This window comes from Pantoea phosphatilytica (genome assembly GCF_051025615.1).
Classification (GTDB): domain Bacteria; phylum Pseudomonadota; class Gammaproteobacteria; order Enterobacterales; family Enterobacteriaceae; genus Pantoea.
On record NZ_JBPFDF010000002.1, the window covers coordinates 453,322 to 466,770 of the forward strand.

Annotated in this window: 11 protein-coding genes; 4 read left to right on the forward strand and 7 right to left on the reverse strand. The window is 58.9% G+C overall.

Annotation, left to right across the window (positions count from 1 at the left end; translation table 11 throughout):
* The first annotated feature begins 17 nt into the window (after positions 1-17).
* Entirely contained in the window at positions 18-983 is a 966-nt protein-coding gene (locus ACR6AS_RS12350) for an AraC family transcriptional regulator (protein WP_111141276.1), read from the forward strand.
* Between the two features lie 22 nt (positions 984-1,005).
* Here ACR6AS_RS12350 and ACR6AS_RS12355 read toward each other — a convergent pair whose 3' ends face one another.
* The 4 genes from ACR6AS_RS12355 to gltP form a co-directional block, all read right to left on the reverse strand.
* Positions 1,006-2,550 carry a methyl-accepting chemotaxis protein gene (locus ACR6AS_RS12355; protein WP_434162330.1) on the reverse strand — a complete coding sequence of 515 codons (1,545 nt, stop codon included), beginning with the start codon at positions 2,548-2,550 and terminating at the stop codon, positions 1,006-1,008.
* Positions 2,551-2,776: 226 nt separating this feature from the next.
* Positions 2,777-4,231, reverse strand: a complete 1,455-nt coding sequence (gene murP / locus ACR6AS_RS12360) for a PTS N-acetylmuramic acid transporter subunit IIBC (protein WP_434162332.1) — start codon at positions 4,229-4,231, stop codon at positions 2,777-2,779.
* The gene (murQ, locus tag ACR6AS_RS12365; protein WP_434162333.1) at positions 4,231-5,142 is read right to left on the reverse strand and encodes an N-acetylmuramic acid 6-phosphate etherase; all 912 of its coding nucleotides are present in this window, start codon (positions 5,140-5,142) and stop codon (positions 4,231-4,233) included. The genes murP and murQ overlap by 1 nt, the downstream gene beginning before the upstream one ends.
* A 426-nt stretch (positions 5,143-5,568) precedes the next feature.
* The gene (gene gltP / locus ACR6AS_RS12370) at positions 5,569-6,870 is read right to left on the reverse strand and encodes a glutamate/aspartate:proton symporter GltP (protein WP_111141280.1); all 1,302 of its coding nucleotides are present in this window, start codon (positions 6,868-6,870) and stop codon (positions 5,569-5,571) included.
* 585 nt (positions 6,871-7,455) lie between these two features.
* Here gltP and acs point away from each other — a divergent pair.
* From acs to ACR6AS_RS12385, 3 genes are all read left to right on the forward strand, one after another.
* Positions 7,456-9,411, forward strand: coding sequence for an acetate--CoA ligase (gene acs, locus ACR6AS_RS12375; protein ID WP_293774275.1), 1,956 nt, complete (start codon positions 7,456-7,458; stop codon positions 9,409-9,411).
* Positions 9,412-9,550: 139 nt separating this feature from the next.
* Complete coding sequence (locus ACR6AS_RS12380) at positions 9,551-9,880, forward strand: DUF485 domain-containing protein (RefSeq protein WP_111140226.1); 330 nt, start codon at positions 9,551-9,553, stop codon at positions 9,878-9,880.
* Positions 9,877-11,532, forward strand: a complete 1,656-nt coding sequence (locus ACR6AS_RS12385; RefSeq protein WP_111140225.1) for a cation acetate symporter — start codon at positions 9,877-9,879, stop codon at positions 11,530-11,532. The genes ACR6AS_RS12380 and ACR6AS_RS12385 overlap by 4 nt, the downstream gene beginning before the upstream one ends.
* A gap of 64 nt (positions 11,533-11,596) precedes the next feature.
* Here the strand turns inward: ACR6AS_RS12385 and ACR6AS_RS12390 are convergent, their stop codons facing one another.
* From ACR6AS_RS12390 to ACR6AS_RS12400, 3 genes are all read right to left on the reverse strand, one after another.
* On the reverse strand, positions 11,597-12,142 hold the full coding sequence (locus tag ACR6AS_RS12390; protein WP_111140224.1) for a YfaZ family outer membrane protein: 546 nt from the start codon (positions 12,140-12,142) through the stop codon (positions 11,597-11,599).
* A gap of 137 nt (positions 12,143-12,279) precedes the next feature.
* Positions 12,280-12,975 (reverse strand): LrgB family protein, encoded by a 696-nt coding sequence (locus ACR6AS_RS12395; protein WP_111140223.1) that lies wholly within the window; start codon positions 12,973-12,975, stop codon positions 12,280-12,282.
* A complete protein-coding gene (locus ACR6AS_RS12400) occupies positions 12,968-13,393 on the reverse strand; it encodes a CidA/LrgA family protein (RefSeq protein ID WP_111140222.1) in 426 nt (141 codons plus the stop codon). Before ACR6AS_RS12400 ends, ACR6AS_RS12395 begins: the two co-directional genes overlap by 8 nt.
* Positions 13,394-13,449 lie beyond the last annotated feature (56 nt).

Here is a 13,449-nt window from a genome sequence, read left to right on the forward strand (position 1 = left end):
AATTCGTCTGGAATACTATGAGCCACTATGGAGATCTGACCAGCGAGCTGCTGATGGGCATGCGCCTGTATGGCGTCAACTACCAGCGTATCGCGGTAAGTGCGCCTTTCGGTTTGCATTACGACTACGCACCGGGCCGGGCGCAGTTTCACTTTGTCGGACGCGGTTCGCTGCTGGTGCGCAGTGCCTCTGGCGAGCTGATTCAGCTCAACAGTGGCGATGCGCTGCTGGTGCCGCACGGTAAGCCGCACAGCCTGATCTCCAGCGAAGAGGCAACCTGCCAGTGTATTAAGAACATGGCGAGCAAGCCGCTCTGCGACAGCGTCTGCACGATCGCCGCGCCGGAAGGGGCCTGCGATGACGAGCACAGCGTACTGCTGTTCAGCGCCTGCATGGCATTTGAACTGGGCGGGATGCAGCCGCTGATCAACACCATGCCGGATGTGATGCTGGTGAGCACCCTGCTGTCACAGTACCCGGAAATTCAGCCGATTCTGGCGGCAATGGAGCGGGAATCCCGCACCCGTCAGGCCGGATTCGCCGGTATTCTGTCGCGTCTGGCCGATGTGGTCGCCGCCCTGATCGTGCGCGGCTGGGTGGAGAACGGCTGTGGAGAATCCACCGGGCTGGTGCAGGCGATGCGCGATCCCCGCCTCAGCCAGGCGATAGCCGCCATGCATCGCGATCCCGGCGAAAACTGGACGGTCGCGCGGCTGGCCAGCGTGGCGGGCTGTTCGCGTTCGGTGTTTGCCGGGCGGTTTCTCAACGCCACCGGCATGACACCGTTGCGTTATCTGACGGAACTGCGGATGCGGCTGGCGGTCCAGCGGATTGTGAATAACGGTGAAGCCGTGGAGGCCGTCGCGTTTCATCTCGGCTACGGCTCGATTGCGGCGTTCAGCCGCGCCTTTAAGCGGATTGTTGGCCAGTCGCCGGGGGCGCTGCGGGCCGGGCGTGAAGGCCCGCAGGCGCTGGCGTCTTAACCAGGCAGCTTACGCTTCGCAGCTAACGGAAGACGCTGATCGCTTCCACCAGACGGTTAGCCTGATGGGTCATGCGATCTGACGCCTCGGCGCTTTCAGCGACGCGGGCTGCGTTCTGATGCGTGATGTCATCCAGATCTTCTACTGCGGTGCTGACCTCGCTGAGCGCCGTCGCCTGTTCCGCCGTCGCGGCGCTGATCTGGGCAATCAGCGCGGTCACATTCTGCACCTGCGAGACAATATCCTGCATCGTCATACCCGCCGTGCTGGCGTGGTTATTACCTGACTGAACGCGGCTGGCGCTGGTTTCCACCAGCGTTTTAATTTCGCTGGCGGCTTTGGCACTGCGCTGTGCAAGGCTGCGCACTTCACCCGCCACCACCGCAAACCCTTTGCCCTGCTCGCCTGCCCGGGCGGCTTCGACAGCGGCATTCAGCGCCAGAATGTTGGTCTGGAAAGCGATGCCGTCGATCACGCTGGTAATGTTGGCGATCCGCTTTGAACTGTCCGCGATTTCGCCCATGATGCCCATCATCTCGTTCATCACGCTGCCGCCTTTGATGGCGGCATTGCTGGTATCAGCCGAGAGCATATTCACTTCGTTGGCCGTTTCGGTGTTGCTCTTCACCGTGGCGGTCATTTCGTTCATGGTGGCTGCCGTCTGCTGCACATTGGCAGCGGCCTGCTCGGTCCGGCGGCTCAGCTCGCTGTTGCTGCGGGCGATGGCGTCGCTGGCGCTTAATACTGTGATCGCCTGACCGCTGACATCATCCACCAGCCAGCGGAACATCAGACCGAGCTGGCCGATAGCGCGCAGCGTCACACCGATCTCATCCACCCGATCCATCTGTTCTACTTTGTGATTCGCCCCGGTCGCAACGCTCAGCGCCTGCTGACACATCCGTTCGACAGGGCGCGAAATCTGCTGTTCCAGCCACAGGCTACTGAGCAGAAGCAGACCCGCCATGCCCGCGCTAAAGCCAGCCAGCGCCCCAGAGGAGACACTCAGCGCCCAGACGCCGGCGATGGAGAGCGGGAGTATCATCAGCAGGGTGCTGCGGATCCGCCAGCGCAGGGGCAGCGTCTTCAGAAGCGAGAAGGGACGACGCCAGCCGCTGTGAACCAGCAGACCCTTGTAAAAACGTCGTCCTCTGGCACGCCCCTCGCGGAAATCCTGATAGAGCGCTTCGCTCTGCCGCACCTCTTCTGCCGTCGGTTTGGTCCGCACTGACATGTAGCCCTGCACTTTGCCGTCACGCACCACCGGAATGGCGTTCGCTCTTACCCAGTAGTGATCGCCATTTTTACGGCGGTTTTTGACCAGCGCGGTCCAGGGTTCGCCCTGTTTTAACGTCGCCCACATGTCGGCAAAGGCTTCTGGCGGCATATCGGGATGACGGACGAGGTTATGCGGCTGGCCATTGATCTCGTCGGCAGTGAATCCACTCACGTCGATAAAGGCATCATTTGCGTAGGTGATATAGCTATTGAGATCGGTGGTCGACATCAGGGTCGCATGATCGTCGAACAGATATTCATGCTGAGAGACAGGTTGATTGTTACGCATTACGGGTCCTTAAAAACCCGGCGTTTGCACGCGACAGCCGGAGAGCCTGCGTGTAAACGGCGGGCTGAGAGATAACGATTACCATTTTTTATGTTTTCGGCATCATTTGAGACTCTCTTTAGTGTTTTTGTTAAATTTCCGCCGCGAAAAAAGCCGCTTTGCAGCGGCTTTCACACTTTTACTGACAGGTTATCGGTTAGCCCGGCTGGAGGGTTCGGGCCGTCAGTCAGCTCAGATCGACACCCCGGCTGCCAAACCACCAGGTCAGCAGGAATCCGCCGGTCCACGCCACGATCAGCCCGGCCAGGTAAACCGCCATACCGGCGAAGATCCCCTGGCTGGAGGTCATCAGCGGCAGCGTCACCAGCCCGGACGGCCCGAAGACGGTGTTCATCCCGACCGGCAGGCCCAGCCACGCCACCAGGCCGATGAAGAAACCGCCCAGTGCCCCGCCGCCACAGGCGGTGATAAAGGGCTTAAGGCGCGGCAGCGTCACCCCATAAATCAGCGGTTCACCGACGCCCAGCAGACCCGGCACAATCGCCCCTTTAATCTGCGCCCGCAGCAGCGCCCCCTTTTCGGCTTTGCACCACAGGGCCAGCGAGGCGCCGACCTGCCCTGCACCGGCCATCGCCAGAATCGGGAACAGTGAGTTGAAGCCCTGCGTCTCCATCAGCGCAAAGTAGACCGGAATAAAGCCCTGATGGATGCCGAACATCACCGCGATCAGGAACAGCCCGGCCAGCACCGCACAGCCAAAGGGGTTGCTGTTGAGATGGATAAACAGCCACGACATCCCTTTAAACAGTTCGCCACCCAGCGGCATGATCAGCAGATAGGTGATGGCACCCGTGATCAGCAGGGTAAACAGCGAGGTGAGGATCATATCGAGGTTGTCGGGAATGATTCTGCGCAGCTGTTTCTCAATCCACGCACCGATAATCGCCGCCATCAGCACGCCGATAATGTTGCCGCGCGGGTCGATGGTCAGGCCGAAAAAGCTTTCCATGCCGCTGTAGTAGCCGGTCGTGGGGGTTGGTACATAGCCGAGCACAAACAGCGAGGCGATAATGGCGCCATTCACACCGCTGCCGCCAAACGCCTTCTGTGCGTTGTAGCCAATCAGGATGCTGAGAAAGGTGAACAGCCCTTTGCCAAAGACCTTCATGTAGGCCACGGTGTGCAGCAGCCAGGGCGCATGATCGCCGGGCGCATTAAGATGGAGACTCTGTTCAATCAGCGTGGCAAAACCCAGCAGCAGTCCGGCACCAATAAAGCCGGGGATCAGCGGCGTGAAGATGGTCGCAAAACGTGACAGAAACTGATGCACGCCGCGGGTCTGCTTCGCCTTCATCTGCTGCTTTTTCTGCGCCGCCAGCTGGCTGAGTTCCATCGCATCATCCTGCGGTGGCCGGGCGGTGTCATCCTGCGCCAGCAGACTCTGCATTCCCTCAGCGGCGGTCTGCGCCTTACCGGGGCCGACAACGATCTGTAACTGGGCATCGCTGTCGATAACGCCCAGCACGCCGGGCAGGCTTTTTAACCACTTCACATCCGCCTGCTCCGGCTGGTTAAGCGTGAGCCGGAGCCGCGTCATGCAGTGACCACAGGCCGCGATATTCTGCGCGCCACCGACCGCCTGCAGGATCTCACGCAACAGTGCTTCGGTGATTGTGGCCATCAGTGTGCTCCCGCCGCCTGCAGCGCCTGACGGATAAAGCCCTGATGCTGGCTCAGCAGCGTTTTCGCGGTATCGGCATCCAGATCGGCCAGCACCATCAGAATGGCGGTTTTGCAGTGACCGCCGCAGGCGGAGAGCGCGGTGCGGGCGGTGGCGTCATCGCAGTCTGTCGCCTGCATGACGATATTGACCTGGCGCTGCACCAGCTTCTGGTTAGTCGCCTCCACATCTACCATCAGGTTGCCATACACTTTTCCGCTGCGGATCATCGATCCGGTGGTGAGCATGTTGAGCACCAGTTTCTGCGCCGTGCCCGCTTTCATGCGTGACGAGCCGGTGACCACTTCCGGGCCGACGACCGGCGTAAGCGCAATCGCGGCAACCTGTGACATCGCGCTGCCCGGATTGCAGGTGAGCGCCACGGTGGTGGCACCGAGTTCGTTCGCCCAGGCCAGCGCCCCCAGCACGTAAGGGGTACGGCCGCTGGCGGCGATCCCCACCAGCACATCGTCGCGGCTGAAGTGAATATCTTTCAGGTCCTGTGCGCCCTGCTCCCGGTTATCCTCGGCGTTTTCGACCGCCTGCAGGATGGCAGTGTGCCCTCCCGCAATCAGGCCGATCACCTGTTCGCGCGGGGTGCCAAAAGTGGGCGGGCATTCGCTTGCATCCAGTATGCCCAGTCGCCCGGAGGTGCCCGCGCCAGCGTAGATCAGGCGTCCACCGGCCTGAAACGCCGCGCAGATGGCGTCAACGGCTGCCGCGATCTGCGGCACAATGGCCTCAACCGCCAGTGCCACCTTTTTGTCCTCGTCATTAATGACGCGCAGCATCGCTTCCGTAGAGAGTTCATCAATGTTCTGGCTGGCCGGATTGCGGCCTTCGGTGATCATCTGGCTGAGGTCGAGTTTCATGGCGGGCTCCGCTAAGGAATAAATTATTCGATATAAAAGCTATCATAGCGAATTATTAATTCATTGGGTGAGATCTTTTTTTAATGGATGCGGGGTAAGTCATGTTGCAGAGGCCGGGCTGACCCGCGGTGCGTTTACGCAGGCTGCCCGACACGCGGGACTGGAGGCTGTGATTTGCCGGGCAGTGGCGTGGCCGGACATTCGGAACCGGTCAGAAACGGTTCACCCGATCGTCAGGCTGAATACGTCATCCATGATGCCAGGCCTGCGTGGGACGCTTTCCTTTTCAGATGGCCCTTCTCTGGCTGCAGGTTGCTCTGTGGCTGCTGACAGGGTCTCTGGCAGGGATGACCCAGGCGCCCGCAAAAGCCCGCAAAACAAAAGGGCCCAACTTTCGTTGAGCCCTTGTCTGTGTCAGAACCCTGATCAGTCTGCGGTCTGTGTCCGCAACTGCAGCTCATACTGTTTCGCCTGTTCAGCGTCGAACTGGTTTTCCCAGCGGGCAATCACCAGCACCGCCAGCGCGTTACCGACCACGTTCAGCGCGGTACGCGCCATATCCATGATACGGTCAACACCGGCGATAAACGCCAGACCTTCCAGCGGAATGCCGACGCTGCCCAGCGTCGCCAGCAGCACCACGAACGAGACGCCCGGCACGCCAGCGATCCCTTTTGAGGTCACCATCAGCGTCAGTACCAGCACGATCTCGTCGGTCAGCGACAGGTCGATGCCATAGAGCTGCGCAATAAAGATCGCCGCGATACTCTGATAGAGCGTCGATCCATCCAGGTTAAACGAGTAACCGGTCGGCACCACGAAGCTGGTAATCGCTTTCGGCGCGCCGTAGGCTTCCATCTTCTCCATGATACGCGGTAACACGGTTTCTGAACTGGAGGTCGAGTAAGAGAGGATCAGCTCATCTTTCAGGATACGCATCAGCGTGGTGATCCGCAGCTTACAGAAGCGCGCAACGCCGCCCAGCACCACAAAGGCGAAGAAGAGGATCGCCGCGTAAACCAGCAGCACCAGCTTCGCCAGTGGCCACAGCGAGGCGAAGCCAAAGTTCGCGATAGTCACCGCAATCAGCGCAAACACCCCTACCGGCGCATAACGCATGATCATGTGGGTCACTTTAAACATCGCTTCAGAAACGCCACGGAACAGGTTCACCAGCGGATCGCGCTGCGCTGACGGCAGTGACGACAGGCCTAAGCCAAACAGCACCGAGAAAAAGATAATCGGCAGCATGTCGCCCTTCGCCATGGAAGCGAAGATGTTCTGCGGGATCAGCGACAGAATCGTGGTCACCAGGCTGTGCGGGCCACCCTGGACTTCTGCCGTTGTCGCTTCATATTTAGAGATGTCCACCGTTGCCAGCGTTGACATATCGATGCCGGTGCCGGGTTGAAATACGTTGGCCAGCGTAATACCGACCACAATGGCAATGGTGGTGATCACTTCAAAGTAGAGAATCGTTTTGACGCCGATGCGTCCCAGCTTCTTTGCATCACCGACGCCAGCGATGCCGACAATCAGGGATGAGATCACAATCGGTACCACAATCATCTTGATAAGATGAATAAAAATATCGCCCGCAGGACTGAGAATGTTGGTGACTAACCATTCACGATTGTCTGGCTGATTATGCAACACAGCACCCACGATGATGCCAAGCACCAGGGCTGTCAGAATCTGCCAGGCCAGGCTGATTTTAAAACCTTTCATAACGCGTAATTTCCTCAGTCAAAACCCGTTTTTCTCTACTGCGAAGGTGCAGAAGACAATACACACAGGGAGTGAGCAAAAAGCCCGGTAAATTAGAGGGTGTCTTGAAACAGCGCCCCGTATGAAAATCTGATGATTCTCATACCCATATTCAGACGCTGTCTGAGTTGATACCTGCAGAACAGGGGCGAGATAAGTACCATTTTCACTGTGGTAAATGCAACCCCTGGCGGATCCGATTAAAAGTTAGCCACCTAAGTAGCATAAAGTGCTGCCAGAAGTAAAAATCCCTAACCTGCTGTTATGAAAAGTAATACTTAGATGAATTTCCGCATAGCTATGCAGAGTGGGTTAAAAACGCGGCTGGCGCGTTTGCTTGCTTTTTATCCAGTGCATTCCCGTCTGACACCCTTTCTTAATTCCCTATCGCCGCCAGAGAGTTAACCGGAAATATCAGAATGGCTTCACACTTCCTGGCAGGCGGTTTATCCCGTGATCTGTGGCGCAAAAAAGAAACAAAGCTTATGGGCGGGCTTTAATTAACCATTGATTGACATATCATTAACATCTTCAAGGAGATCCGCCATGAGCCAAATACACAAACATCCCGTTCCAGAGAATATTGCAGCAAACACCCTGATTACCGCAGAGCAGTATCAGGCGATGTATCAGCAATCTGTCGATGATCCAGACAGTTTCTGGGGTGAACAGGGCAAAATCCTCGACTGGATTAAGCCTTACAGCAAGGTGAAAAATTGCTCGTTTGCGCCAGGTAACATTGATATTCGCTGGTACGAAGATGGCACGCTCAACCTGGCGGCAAACTGCCTTGACCGTCATCTCGCCACACGCGGCGATCATCCCGCCATTATCTGGGAAGGTGACGACGCCAGCGAAAGCAAAACTCTGACCTTCCGCCAGCTACACGCCGAAGTCTGTCGCTTCGCCAATGTGCTGGAGCTGCTGGAGGTGAAAAAAGGCGATGTGGTGGCGATCTATATGCCGATGGTGCCCGAAGCGGCTGTCGCCATGCTCGCCTGTGCGCGTATCGGTGCCGTTCATTCGGTCATCTTCGGCGGCTTTTCACCGGAGGCGGTTGCCGGGCGTATCGTCGACTCCAGTGCGTCGCTGGTCATCACCGCCGACGAAGGGATCCGCGCCGGACGCAGCATTCCACTGAAGAAAAATGTCGATGACGCCTTAAAGAATCCTCACGTTACCAGCGTGAAAAACGTCGTGGTGTTCCAGCGCACCGGTAAAGATATCGGCTGGGTGGAAGGCCGCGATCGCTGGTGGCACGACCTGATGCAGAACGCCAGCACCAACCATTCTGCCGCCGAAGTCGGCGCGGAAGATCCTCTCTTTATCCTTTATACGTCAGGCTCCACCGGCAAGCCCAAAGGGGTGCTGCACACCACGGGCGGCTATCTGGTCTACGCCGCGACCACCTTCAAGTTCGTCTTTGACTACCATCAGGATGATATCTACTGGTGCACCGCCGATGTAGGCTGGGTCACGGGCCACAGCTATCTGGTCTATGGCCCGCTGGCCTGCGGGGCGACCACGCTGATGTTTGAAGGGGTGCCGAACTGGCCAGCGCCAAGCCGCATGGCCGAGGTGGTCGACAAGCATAAAGTTACCCTGCTCTACACTGCGCCGACGGCAATCCGTGCGCTGATGGCCGAGGGTGACAAGGCGATTGAAGGCACCGACCGCAGCAGCCTGCGCATTATGGGATCGGTCGGCGAGCCGATTAACCCGGAAGCCTGGGAGTGGTACTACAAGAAAATCGGCAACAGCCGCTGCCCGATCGTGGATACGTGGTGGCAGACCGAAACCGGCGGTTTCATGATCACGCCGCTGCCAGGGGCAACCGAGCTGAAAGCCGGTTCCGCTACCCGTCCTTTCTTTGGCGTGCAACCGGCACTGGTGGACAACGAAGGCCAGCCGCAGGAGGGTGCCTGCGAGGGCAATCTGGTGATCACGGACTCCTGGCCCGGCCAGGCGCGTACGCTCTATGGCGATCACGACCGCTTCGAGCAGACCTACTTCTCCACCTTTAAAAACGTCTACTTCAGTGGTGACGGCGCCCGTCGCGATGAAGATGGCTACTACTGGATCACCGGACGCGTCGATGACGTACTCAACGTCTCGGGTCACCGGCTTGGCACCGCCGAGATCGAGTCGGCGCTGGTTTCCCATCCGAAAATTGCCGAAGCGGCGGTCGTCGGGATCCCGCACAGCATCAAAGGCCAGGCGATTTATGCCTACATTACCCTGAACCACGGTGAAGAGCCGTCGCCGGAGCTCTACAGCGACGTGCGGCAGTGGGTGCGCAAAGAGATCGGCCCCATCGCCACACCGGACGTGCTGCACTGGACCGACTCTCTGCCGAAGACCCGCTCGGGCAAAATCATGCGCCGTATTCTGCGCAAGATCGCCACCGGCGACACCAGTAATCTGGGTGATACCTCGACCCTCGCCGACCCTGGCGTGGTGGAGAAACTGCTTGAGGAGAAGCAGTCGATTAAAATGCCTTAAGCGCACGCAATCCGGCGGGAAGATCGCTTCCCGCCACCCCCGCCCCACGCAGTCTGTTTCGCGAGTCACAACTACTATAACCAGCTGAATCCGCGCCCTGCGCGAGGTTCCTGCCTGCAAGCCCTCTGGAGAAAATGTGATGAATGACGCCCTTTCGAATCAGGATGCCATCAATCAGCAGATTGAACGCAATCCCCGTTTTCATGAGTTAGTCCGTAAACGTCAGGCGTTCGCCACGCTGCTGTCGCTGATTATGCTGGTACTGTATGTCGGCTTTATCCTGCTGATTGCCTTTGCACCCGGCTGGCTGGGTACGCCACTGCACGCCGGCACCAGCGTCACGCGCGGTATCCCGATTGGTGTCGGGCTGATCGTGATGTCGTTTGTCCTGACCGGCGTCTATGTCTGGCGCGCCAACGGTGAGTTTGACCGTTTAACCAAAGCGATCCTCAGCGAGGTGAAATCATGACCCGTCTCACCTTATGGCTGCTGGCCATGCTGCTGCCGTTTTCTGCCCTGGCGGCCGATGCGATCACCGGCGCGGTGCAGCGTCAGGCGACCAACTATCAGGCGATCATCATGTTTATGGTTTTCGTCGGTGCCACGCTGGGCATTACCTACTGGGCCTCCCGGCGCACCCGATCGCGTAACGACTACTACACCGCCGGCGGCAATATCACCGGCTTTCAGAATGGCCTGGCGATGGCGGGTGACTTTATGTCCGCCGCCTCGTTCCTGGGCATTTCGGCGCTGGTCTACACCTCCGGCTATGACGGCCTCATCTACTCGCTCGGCTTCCTGGTCGGCTGGCCGATGATTCTGTTTTTAATCGCCGAGCGGCTGCGCAACCTGGGTCGCTATACCTTTGCCGACGTCGCCTCCTACCGCCTGAAGCAGATGCCGATCCGTATCCTGTCGGCCTGCGGATCGCTGGTGGTGGTGGCGCTCTACCTGATTGCGCAGATGGTGGGCGCCGGTAAGCTCATCCAGCTGCTGTTTGGCCTTAACTACCATGTGGCGGTGGTGCTGGTCGGCATTCTGATGGTGATGTATGTCCTGTTTGGCGGCATGCTCGCCACCACCTGGGTGCAGATCATCAAGGCGGTGCTGCTGCTGTTTGGTGCCACCTTTATGGCGGTGATGGTAATGAAGGCGACCGGTTTCAGCTTCAATACGCTGTTCACCGAGGCGATGGCGGTTCATCCCAAAGGCAGCGCCATTATGCAGCCGGGCGGACTGGTGAAAGATCCGATTTCGGCGCTGTCGCTGGGGCTGGGGCTGATGTTCGGTACGGCCGGATTACCGCATATCCTGATGCGTTTCTTCACCGTGGCGGATGCCAAAGAGGCGCGTAAAAGCGTCTTCTGGGCCACCGGCTTTATGGGGTATTTCTACTTCCTCACCTTTATCATCGGCTTTGGTGCCATTCTGCTGGTCGGCGCGAATCCGATCTTTAAAGATGCCAGCGGCGCGCTGATTGGCGGCACCAACATGGCGGCGGTCCACCTGGCGAACGCCGTTGGGGGCAGCACCTTCCTGGGCTTTATCTCTGCGGTTGCCTTCGCCACGATCCTGGCGGTGGTGGCGGGCCTGACCCTGGCGGGCGCCTCGGCGGTGTCACACGACCTCTACGCCAGCGTCTACCGTAAAGGCCAGGCCAGCGAGAAAGATGAGCTGCGGGTCTCCAAAATCACCGTGCTGGCGCTGGGTGTGGTGGCGATTGCGCTGGGCATCCTGTTCGAGAAGCAGAACATCGCCTTTATGGTCGGGCTGGCCTTCTCGATTGCGGCCAGCTGTAACTTCCCGATCATTCTGCTGTCGATGTACTGGTCGAAACTCACCACGCGCGGTGCGATGGTGGGCGGCTGGCTGGGCCTGCTGACTGCCGTGATCCTGATGATCCTTGGCCCGACCGTATGGGTGCAGGTACTGGGTAACGCCACGCCGGTTTTCCCGTATGAGTATCCGGCGCTCTTCTCCATGGCCGTGGCATTTATCGGCATCTGGATCTTCTCTGTTACCGACCATACGCCGCAGGGCGCAGAGGAGCGTTCCCGTTTCCGGGCGCAGTTTATTCGTTCACAGACCGGCACCGGCATTCAGCAGGGTAAAGCCCACTGATTTTGTGGTGGCACAAAAAAAGGGCGGCTGATAACAGTCGCCCTTTTCTTTTCATGCCACGGGATCAGAAGCGCAGTGAGGCACCCACGTACGGGCCATCGACCAGCACGTTATCTTTGCGTCCGCCTTTGTTGTTCAGTTCGATGTACTGATAACCCACGCGCAGGTTCAGCAGAGAAACCGGCGTAAAGCTCAGGCCGCCAGCGGCTTCCTGATAGCTGTCGAGGTGATCGGTAAGCGACTCCGGTGCGTAATAATATTCGCCATACACGCCCCACATGCTGTTGAAGCTGTAGTTCGCAGCGCCACCCAGCGCCACCGCAAATCCATCTTTTCCATCTTCAGGATGGGTGAAGATCGCTTTTGCGGTCGGCGCCAGACGCAGAGGTCCGAAGTCAACGTTGTAGCCCAGACCGGCGCCGTAGGTGCTGCCATCATGGTCGCTGCGCAGCCAGTTACCCTTCAGAAACAGGCCAGGGGTCGTGGTGCCCAGACCCAGATTCAGATTGGTGTTGTGTTCGCTGACGTCCACACTGCCTTCAATCGCCTGAGCTGCACCGCTCAGTAAAACCAGCCCGAAGGCGCTCCCGGCAACAAATTGCTTAAACATGATTCCACTCCATGACAATTAATTCGGCCGCAAGGTTAACAGCCTGAAATGGGGTGACAACAAAATAGCGAAAACTTTACGTAAAAAACCGTGTCCCTTTCTGCCTGCATGTCATCACCCGCGCAACGGAGTGTAGACTATATTGCCCACATCAGGTGGCCAATCAGGGGTGCCATCACCACGGTGAATACGCCCGACAGCATCATCACCAGGCTGGCGACGACGCCCTCCTGCTGGCCCAGCTGCCAGGCGCGTGCGGTTCCGGCTCCGTGCGACGCCGCGCCGAATCCGGCGCCTTTCGCGACCCCCTGTTTAATCGCGATCCGCAGAAACAGCACATCCCCCACCGCCATACCAAACACGCCGGTGATCACCACAAACAGCGCCACCAGATCGGGCTGACCGCCAATCGGGCCTGCCGCCGCCAGCGCAAAGGGGGTGGTAATAGAGCGCACGGCCAGACTGCGCTGGATCGACTCCGGCAGGGTGAGCAGCCGCGCCAGCCAGACGGAACTGCAGACGGCGACCAGCGTGGCGGTGATGACCCCCGCGCTCAGCGACAGCCAGTGGCGTCGGATGATCGCCACGTTCTCATAGACCGGCACCGCAAAGGCCAGCGTGGCCGGGCCGAGCAGCCAGAGCAGCCAGTGGTTTTCTGCGATGTAATCCTGCCAGCTGATGTGCGTCAGCAGCAGCAGCGCCACCAGCACCAGGGGCGTCATCACCAGCGGCATCAGCAGCATTGTCCGCCAGCGTCGATAGAGCCGTTTATTCAGCGCATAAACCAGCAGCGTGACCGCCACACACAGCAGGCTGAGCAGGAGATCACGCATCGGGTGCCTGCTTACGCGCGGCACGCGCGACTTCATACTGATAAAGCCTCTCCACGACCCAGGCCGTCGAGGCCAGCACCAGCAGCGTACTGACACCAATTACCACGCAGATGCGCCAGCCATCCACCCGCAGCAGATCGCCATAGTTGACCACGGCCACCACCGCCGGAACAAAGAACAGCAGCATCTCTGCCAGCAGCCAGCGCGATCCCGCTTTTACCCAGTTCAGCGGCACAATCCGCGTTACGATTAACGCCAGCATCAGCAGCATCCCGACAATGTTGGCGGGCAGCGGCAGATGCAGCCAGCTTACCAGCCGGTCGCAGGCGATATAGAGGCCGATATAGAACCCCAGCTGCAGCGGCAGACTGAACCACTGCGCTGCGCGGTGACTGCGTGAAACCAGCACGGACGCCATCTTCCTCTCTCCCCGAATAAATTGACTGCACCAGTATAAAACGCCCACAGAAGGTG

Coding starts and splice junctions, on each gene's coding strand:
- ACR6AS_RS12350 (WP_111141276.1), top strand. CDS start 18: ATGAGCCACTATGGAGATCTGACCAGCGAGCTGCTGATGGGCATGCGC.
- ACR6AS_RS12355 (WP_434162330.1), bottom strand. CDS start 2,550: ATGCGTAACAATCAACCTGTCTCTCAGCATGAATATCTGTTCGACGAT.
- murP (WP_434162332.1), bottom strand. CDS start 4,231: ATGGCCACAATCACCGAAGCACTGTTGCGTGAGATCCTGCAGGCGGTC.
- murQ (WP_434162333.1), bottom strand. CDS start 5,142: ATGAAACTCGACCTCAGCCAGATGATCACCGAAGGCCGCAATCCGGCC.
- gltP (WP_111141280.1), bottom strand. CDS start 6,870: ATGAAAGGTTTTAAAATCAGCCTGGCCTGGCAGATTCTGACAGCCCTG.
- acs (WP_293774275.1), top strand. CDS start 7,456: ATGAGCCAAATACACAAACATCCCGTTCCAGAGAATATTGCAGCAAAC.
- ACR6AS_RS12380 (WP_111140226.1), top strand. CDS start 9,551: ATGAATGACGCCCTTTCGAATCAGGATGCCATCAATCAGCAGATTGAA.
- ACR6AS_RS12385 (WP_111140225.1), top strand. CDS start 9,877: ATGACCCGTCTCACCTTATGGCTGCTGGCCATGCTGCTGCCGTTTTCT.
- ACR6AS_RS12390 (WP_111140224.1), bottom strand. CDS start 12,142: ATGTTTAAGCAATTTGTTGCCGGGAGCGCCTTCGGGCTGGTTTTACTG.
- ACR6AS_RS12395 (WP_111140223.1), bottom strand. CDS start 12,975: ATGCGTGATCTCCTGCTCAGCCTGCTGTGTGTGGCGGTCACGCTGCTG.
- ACR6AS_RS12400 (WP_111140222.1), bottom strand. CDS start 13,393: ATGGCGTCCGTGCTGGTTTCACGCAGTCACCGCGCAGCGCAGTGGTTC.